The 7,146-nt window shown below is 51.2% G+C and carries 9 protein-coding genes and 1 pseudogene; 3 read left to right on the forward strand and 7 right to left on the reverse strand.

The window, feature by feature from the left end; all coding sequences use genetic code 11:
- Positions 1 to 320, reverse strand: a pseudogene (locus tag AC2JC8_RS09355) (2,3-bisphosphoglycerate-independent phosphoglycerate mutase); the annotation flags it as partial.
- Positions 321 to 464: 144 nt separating this feature from the next.
- Between AC2JC8_RS09355 and pyrR the strand changes: the two are divergent.
- Positions 465 to 1,034: a bifunctional pyr operon transcriptional regulator/uracil phosphoribosyltransferase PyrR gene (gene pyrR, locus AC2JC8_RS09360; protein WP_255097847.1), complete on the forward strand. Its 570-nt coding sequence runs from the start codon at positions 465 to 467 to the stop codon at positions 1,032 to 1,034.
- 8 nt (positions 1,035 to 1,042) lie between these two features.
- Here pyrR and AC2JC8_RS09365 read toward each other — a convergent pair whose 3' ends face one another.
- Genes AC2JC8_RS09365 through AC2JC8_RS09375 form a run of 3 tightly spaced genes read right to left on the reverse strand, consistent with a single transcriptional unit; the run spans position 1,043 to position 3,644 of the window.
- Positions 1,043 to 1,264 carry a ferredoxin-thioredoxin reductase variable chain gene (locus tag AC2JC8_RS09365; RefSeq protein WP_255097846.1) on the reverse strand — a complete coding sequence of 74 codons (222 nt, stop codon included), beginning with the start codon at positions 1,262 to 1,264 and terminating at the stop codon, positions 1,043 to 1,045.
- 20 nt (positions 1,265 to 1,284) lie between these two features.
- Positions 1,285 to 2,145, reverse strand: coding sequence for a hypothetical protein (locus AC2JC8_RS09370; protein WP_484399842.1), 861 nt, complete (start codon positions 2,143 to 2,145; stop codon positions 1,285 to 1,287).
- Positions 2,142 to 3,644 carry an Hsp70 family protein gene (locus AC2JC8_RS09375; RefSeq protein ID WP_484594598.1) on the reverse strand — a complete coding sequence of 501 codons (1,503 nt, stop codon included), beginning with the start codon at positions 3,642 to 3,644 and terminating at the stop codon, positions 2,142 to 2,144. Before AC2JC8_RS09375 ends, AC2JC8_RS09370 begins: the two co-directional genes overlap by 4 nt.
- Before the next feature lie 193 nt (positions 3,645 to 3,837).
- On the opposite strand from AC2JC8_RS09375, the gene AC2JC8_RS09380 reads away from it, so the two are divergent.
- Positions 3,838 to 4,068, forward strand: coding sequence for a DNA-directed RNA polymerase subunit omega (locus tag AC2JC8_RS09380; protein WP_255097843.1), 231 nt, complete (start codon positions 3,838 to 3,840; stop codon positions 4,066 to 4,068).
- Positions 4,068 to 4,433 carry a DUF1818 family protein gene (locus tag AC2JC8_RS09385; protein ID WP_461555472.1) on the forward strand — a complete coding sequence of 122 codons (366 nt, stop codon included), beginning with the start codon at positions 4,068 to 4,070 and terminating at the stop codon, positions 4,431 to 4,433. Before AC2JC8_RS09380 ends, AC2JC8_RS09385 begins: the two co-directional genes overlap by 1 nt.
- Here AC2JC8_RS09385 and AC2JC8_RS09390 read toward each other — a convergent pair.
- The 3 genes from AC2JC8_RS09390 to murD form a co-directional block, all read right to left on the reverse strand.
- On the reverse strand, positions 4,410 to 5,162 hold the full coding sequence (locus AC2JC8_RS09390) for a hypothetical protein (RefSeq protein WP_484594599.1): 753 nt from the start codon (positions 5,160 to 5,162) through the stop codon (positions 4,410 to 4,412). The two genes, AC2JC8_RS09385 and AC2JC8_RS09390, sit on opposite strands and share 24 nt — an antisense overlap.
- Before the next feature lie 68 nt (positions 5,163 to 5,230).
- The gene (locus AC2JC8_RS09395; protein ID WP_484594600.1) at positions 5,231 to 5,704 is read right to left on the reverse strand and encodes an EVE domain-containing protein; all 474 of its coding nucleotides are present in this window, start codon (positions 5,702 to 5,704) and stop codon (positions 5,231 to 5,233) included.
- 2 nt (positions 5,705 to 5,706) lie between these two features.
- Positions 5,707 to 7,077: a UDP-N-acetylmuramoyl-L-alanine--D-glutamate ligase gene (gene murD / locus AC2JC8_RS09400; protein ID WP_484594601.1), complete on the reverse strand. Its 1,371-nt coding sequence runs from the start codon at positions 7,075 to 7,077 to the stop codon at positions 5,707 to 5,709.
- Positions 7,078 to 7,146 lie beyond the last annotated feature (69 nt).

Consider the following 7,146-nt stretch of genomic DNA (forward strand, 5'->3'; position numbering starts at 1 on the left):
CCTTTCTTCACCGCCTGGCTAATCCTTACTAATTCTTGCCGGATTACTCGCCCAGAACCAATGGTGAGGTGACCCACTTCGGAATTTCCCATCTGACCTTCGGGTAAACCCACATGGGCACCGCTGGCATGGATCAAGGTATGGGGATAGGCATGCCAAAGGGCATCCATGATTGGCGTTTTCGCCATGCGTATGGCGTTGTTTTGCTCGCTTGGATTTTCGCCCCAGCCATCAAGAACTACTAACACAACAGGCGCTACAGAACTAAGACTGCGCCCTTTCAGTGCCTGATCGGTGCTGGGAGGTGTTGCTGCTGTCACCCAATACAGGGCTTAGATATGAGGCAAGTTACAGCCAATATGTGCCCAGGATTTGCATTTAGCTGGCGGCGTCAGGTTTCAAGCACCAAAGAAATAGCGCCAACTAAGCTTCTTCACATATTTAATGCTTGATTAATTGCTGTTATGGGGCGATCTGAATTCCCTCCCCAAAATTGCGAACGGGTTTGGATCCTTGATTCTGAAGAATTGCATCGCACCGTATTGCGGCTTTGTTCCCAAGTAATTGAGAGCGTTGCCGATCCTAAGCAGTTAGTGCTGCTGGGGATTCCCACCAGGGGGGTGGCTCTTGCCCAAGTGTTGGCAGCTGAATTACAACGAATACTTTGTGAACCCATCGCCCAGGGGGTATTAGATCCAACTTTTCATCGCGACGACCTCGGCCGATTGGGAACTCGATTGGTTCAACCAACCGATTTACCGGTGTGTATTGATAACCGCACAGTGGTGCTTGTAGACGATGTGGTTTTCACCGGACGCACTGTGAGGGCTGCGCTGGAGGCACTCCAGGGTTGGGGGCGGCCCGCCAGCGTGAAACTTCTAGCGATGGTGGATCGAGGCCACAGGGAGCTGCCCATCCAACCGGATTTCGTTGGCAGAGTTGTACCCACCAGCCGCCAGGAATTTATCCACCTAATGCTGCAGGAGGTGGATGGAGAGGAGGGGGTGTTGTTGCTTAAGCCAGGAACGAATTGAAGCTCGTTTCAGTTAATCAATTCCAGCTCATCGCTGCGAAAGTGAGCTTTATAGCGTCCAAAAGCAACCACAACAGGCAAGGTTGGGCTGATTGGTTTGCCTTTCCAATCATTCAATACTGAATTTATCTCCCCCTCCTGCCCCTTCATATCAAAGGCTTTGCCGCGATTTTCTGGATGGGTAAACACAACAACTGATTGCTGTACCCGAACTCGATTGCCTGGCTGCATCGCCGTTTACACACTTTTGTTTATCTTCTCATTCGGCCTTGGCAGCTGCTTTCAGGACCGTCTTCTCGCACCACCCCCCCCAGTTCTTGGCAGGCGGCTTGAAAAGCAGCCCAGTCTGATTTGCCAGCCGCTTGTAATTGGCGGATCCTTGCATCGAGAGCTGCTGCACCGGGTGCCGCTGTTTCAGAAGCGCCAGCTTGCGGCATTGCGGCATGGCTGTTTTGTTGTTGCTTCAGCCGCTGCAGCGCTTTAATTTGGGTATCTACGGTTTGGCGCATGGCTTGTGCTTGCCCTATCCACCAGGGATGATTTAGCTGATTTAGTTGATTGTTTGCCTCCCACCACTGGCCTTTTTTGCCAACGAGCTGGGCTTGCTCAAGGTGGAATCGATTGGCGGCCCAATTCTCTTGCAGCGAATTTTGGAGGTCTTGCCCCTCGGGGAAGCGGTTTTCGCCACTGCTGCTAATTAGCGATAGGGCTTGGGGCATTTCACCCCTAAGGAATCTTTGAATTACTTTGCTGCGTAGTTGTTGCCGCCATTGCTGCAATTGACGATCTGCCTTTGCAGGGTTGCCACTGCGGCGGATTAATTGTCTTTGTTGATCTAACGCTGCCCACCACAAACCCCCATCCCAGCTGCGTTGGGCCTGGCGTTGCAGGCAGCTTTCCACCAGGGCTGCCTCTTTGGGCCGCAGTGGTTGAAGCGCCCCCAGTTGGCGTCCGAGCCGCAGGCAGGCGCCGAGATCGCCGCTTTGGGCAGAACGTTGCAACCGCTTTGGCAATTGCTGTTGCCAAAGCCCTAAGCCGATCACAAAGATGGAAACAGCTCCAAGGGTGCTGCCCACCCATAGCCAAGACAATCTGGAACGGCGCTTATTCATTCGAGCTGGCCGAGCAGCTCTTCTTTCAGGGGTTGGTTTAACTGCAAATCGATGCCGCCAAGCCAAATTTGGCATTGCTTATCAATGTGAAATCGCAACTTGAAACGATCTTCCCCCCCTCTGCCAGGGGGCACAAGGGATAGTTCCAGGGCTTTTGCTCGCCATGGTTTTACAGCTGCTTCACCTGCTGATCTTGCTTGCAGTTTTGGTATCCCGTCTATAAAAACCACCTCGGCGCGACTTTCGTTTTTGGGAGTGCCCAGTTGCAGTTCCAATTTTGTTTGCCCCTCCTGGCAAGCCAGCACAATTTCTAGGGGTTGAGGGGTGGGCCATCCCTGGCCTGCAACAAATAAGGGATGCCAATAATGTCCACCCATACGTCTATCCCAGCAGCGCAGGCTTACCCCTTGCCTCAATACATCGATAAGCCGTAGGGCTGGGGTCATGGCTAGGGCACCCAAAACCACCGCTGCACTGGGTTGGAGCACCGGTAAGCGCACACCTGGAACATTTTCGTTTAACCAGTTTTGCAGCCATGGCAGGGCACTGCTGCCTCCTACCGCTAGAACCCCATCGATACTCGCCAGATTTTCACCAGCCCTGCGGGCGGCAGCGCTGATATCACCGAGTAGGTCTTGCAGTAAAAGCGGCAATCCCTGGCTTTCGAGCACTTGTTCCAATTGCTGGCGGCTGCCTTGGAGCAACCGCGATTCCAGCCGCACTTGGGCGTTATCTGCTTGGCTCAGGGCACATTTTAATTTTTCTGCGGCTTCTAACCAGTGTTCTGGAACAGGTTCGGGTGCGCCAAGGGCAATTGCCCACCAGTGATCGATGCTGCGCCCCCCCACCTGAGCGCCGGCTTTGCCAATTACACGAGCTGTTTTCACCGCATTGCTGCTGAGGGGCAGCTGATTGCCTGCAAAGCGCAGCAATTGGGCCATGGGCATCGCCTTGCCTTCACCGCCTTCGAGGCGCACCAGGGATAAATCCGTGGTACCAGCGCCCATATCAAGCACTAAAACCAAGCTGCCTGGCGGTAAGCCCGCTCCTAAGGCCGCGGCGGTGGATTCATCCACCAAAGCCAGTTCTGGCACGGGCAAGCTGGCTCCCCATTGCTGTAACCAGTTGCGATAACTGCTGAAACCCTCCACTGGGGCAGTGAGCACAAGGCGTTCAGGAATGCGATTTGGGGGCAATTGTTGCCATATGCCTTGCAATAGGGAGGCAGCTGCCCTTTGAGCTGCGGGGCAAGCGGCATTTTGATAGAGCTTTGTTTTGAAATTGCGCTGGCAACGGCCTTGTGCGCCTGCGTCTAGCACCTGTTGACCCAGCAGAGGGCGCGGCCCCTCAAGAGCCACAAGGCTTGGAATTAGGGGCAGGCTGCCAGGGCTACTGAGGGGAGGCAGGTAAAGCAATTCAGGGCTAGAGCCTGCGTGGGCTTGCCAGCCCACCAAGGTGCTGGAGCTGCCCAAATCAATTGCAAGTGTTCCGTGGCCCAATCAGCTAGTTAATGGAACGAATACTGAAACCTTTGCAGAACACTTGGCCAAAATGCCGATATCTAGCCAAATTAAGAGCATTGAGAAGCAATTCGAGATGTCTGCGGATCGTTTGCCTCCACCCGGTGCAGCTTTGGCCGAGCAACAAAAGAGCAGGGAGTTATGTTGATACAAGAAATTGGGATACCCATCGATGTCGCTAAGCCAGCAGCCTGGAGCTAACGAACTTGCTAAACGCGGCGAAAGCTTGATGCGCCATTCAACCAATAGGTATCTCACTACTGTGCGCATTGCTTTTAGGGCAAAGCAAAGACGTTTTGATGATTTTGAAGGTCTGCTCGAGGATTCGATGGTGAAGCCTGTTCAAAGGGCCATTACGGAACTCAGCGATGAGCAGGATTTGCCCGATCTTTTGCCCGGCTGATGCAACGAGAGGGGTTTGGTTGGCGGCTAGCAATAGATAAAAAGCGTTCTAGTTACCAAGTGTTGATTGCTGCTGAGGCATGGGCCCTAGAACTCACCCTCGAGGAGTTTGAGCAGCTGCGCAATCTCTGCGCCAAACTCATCGATCAATATGAAAGCTGTAAGGAGCAGCTAATGGCAGAGGAAAATTTAGAACTTTGCCTAGAACAGGGTTCTTGGTGGCTTGAACTTAAAGGTGACATCCGCAGTTGGGCCTTGCGTTTTGTATTAACAAGTGCAGCCGGCCTGCGGGGTGCAGAAGGGGGCTGGAATCGTGAAGCCGCCGCTTCTTTTTGTATGGCGTTAGCCCTGGCGGACGTCTGTTAAAAAGCCAGTGCAATCATCACTATTAAAAAGGTGTTGGTAAGCAGCCACGAGGCAGCAAACTACAACTGGCGCTGCCACAAGAATACCTATACCGCAGAGTAACAATCCCGCCAAAGTTATTAGAATCATCAGTAGCCCAAACCCCAACAAACGCCAAAACTGAGGATCTACAACTTTTCGGCCGTGCCTAAAAGCCTGCATCGCCCGCTCGCCTTGCGCTACCACAATGGGCACATGAAACATTTGTGTAACAGCTAAGTAAATTAATACTAAACTCCCTGCAAATAGAGGTACAAAAAATAGTTCGAGGCGAATTAAGCTTGCTAAACCTCCCGCTAAAGCGGCAGTTATAAGCACTATCAAATTAATTACTAGTAAAAGTATGGCCATCCAAAGCAAACGCCTAATTGCTCGGAAATCCCAACGCACAAAGTCTTTAATAATAGGTATCTCGCCGTTTAAGGCTCTCCAAGCGCCACGAAATAAGCCGAGATTCATCCAAAGGCTGGCAACTATATTGATGCTTAATCCCAAAAGAAATATAAATACCCATCCAATGCCAAATTCAGCACTCTCCTGGATACTTTTACTTGCTTGATCTTGAATGAATTGGCTCGCTAAATTAATTCCACCACCAATAAGAGTAAATCCTACAAACAAAAAAGGCGCTTTGCTAAACGCTGCGTAACCGGTTTTGATTACTGCTCCCACAGGGAGGGCGGCGGCCATGGCAACAAAATAATTAATTTGCTAGAAAATTAGCGTTGCTTTTGCTATCGCGCCAGTTTGTATCTCACTTAGAACACAGGATTGCCAAGAATTTCCAAAAGTTTGGCGGCACTAGAGCTGGCAATCGGCAGGATTGATAAACGGTTGCCGCGGCGTATTACTGGCAATGTTTCTTCTGTGAACAGCTGCCGAAGTTTTTCCAAGCTTAATAATTCGCTAAACGTGCCCGAATACTTCAACTTTACGCAGTCCCACCTAGGGGCTTCCACTTTTGAAGCTGGATCAAAATATTTGCTGCTTGGCTCGAATTGGCTTGGATCTGTAATTCCTGTTTCCACCACTTCCATTAAGCCCACAATTCCGGGAGGCTTGGCATTGGAGTGATAAAAGAATGCCTGATCACCAATACGCATAGTACGCATAAAGTTCCGAGCCTGGTAATTGCGAATTCCATCCCAAAGAGTGGTGTTTTCAGCTTTTAGATGAGCTATACCAAATACATCTGGTTCACTTTTCATTAGCCACCATTGTTGTTTGTTCATAATTAATTTTTGAGTGCCTCCACTAACTCACGAAAATGATCGCCCCGTTGTTCAAAATTTTCATACTGATCAAAGCTGGCACATGCGGGCGATAGCAATACTGCATTCGCCCCTAATTCCTTAGCCAATTGCGCTGCCAGCGGCACTGCTTGAGCTAAGCCCTCCCTTAATTCAATCTTGCCGCCGTAGCCGCTAGCGCCGAGTAATTCATTGAAAGTTGGCGTTGCTTCTCCAAAAAGCACCACCGCTTTTGCTTTTAGTTCCAATGCCTTTAGCCAAGCTGCTGGCTCCCCCCTTTTAGCCCTGCCCCCCGCCAGTAAAACCAAAGGACCAGGAAGCGCCTTTAAAGCAACTAAAGAAGCGTCGTAATTAGTTGCCTTACTGTCGTTGTAAAAGAAAACTTCATTTTGAGTATCAATTAGTTCAAGCCGATGGCACACCCCAGGGAAACTGCGGCAACCCTGTTCAATTTGGTTTGCGCTTAAGCCCACTTGTAAAGCAGCAGCGGTGGCAAGAACGAGATTTTGTTTGTTGTGGCTGCCAGGCATTGCTAAGGCAGATGCAGGAAATAGGGGCCCATTTTTGTTGTGAACATGGCCTGATTCGATCCAGATATGGGTGTTGATACCGGCAGGCAATTGTTGTTTTGGTTTGGCGCTAACCCATAGGGCCCGAGGCCAGTCGCTGGCGTGGGAACAAAGATCAGGATCATCTGCATTAAGTATTTGAATCTCACTTCGGCGCAGCAGGCTCGCCTTGATTGAGCGGTAGTTATTCACATTGCTGTGGCGATCAAGATGATCTGGAGTGAGGGTGGTCCAGATACCAATTTTTGGCGCCACCGATGGGGCCGCTTCGATTTGGAAACTGCTTAGTTCCACTACCGCCCATGCGGGGGTAGCTCCATCGCGGCGCTCCAGGGCTAGTTCAGCGGCGGAGCTGCCGATGTTGCCGCATACCGGTGCATCTAAGCCAGCTTGTTGGAGTAGATGGCCCAGCAAGCTGGTAACAGTGGTTTTTCCGTTAGTTCCAGTTACACCAATCCAAGGCACTCCATTGAAACCATTCCAGGCCACTTCCATCTCACCCACCACAGCAACACCTTGATCGCGCAATTGCTGTATTACCGGGTGATCAAAAGCAATGCCTGGGCTGAGCACCACCCGCTCAGGCAAAACAGCAAAACTTGCCAAGGTGAGTGGTTTGGCTAGTTCAACATTTATCCCTTCTGCTGTTAAACAATTAACGCGCCTCTGTAAATCGGCGCTGTTGCCACTTTCAAGCAGGCAAACGTCAACCCCTTGGGCTTTTAGTAAGCGGGCTGCACCCGTGCCGGAACGGCCAAAACCCACCACCACCACGCGCTCTTGCATCGATCTGAAAATTGAATGGGCGATACTGGAATCGAACCAGTGACTCCTACCGTGTCAAGGTAGTGCTCT

This window comes from Synechococcus sp., from assembly GCF_982614295.1.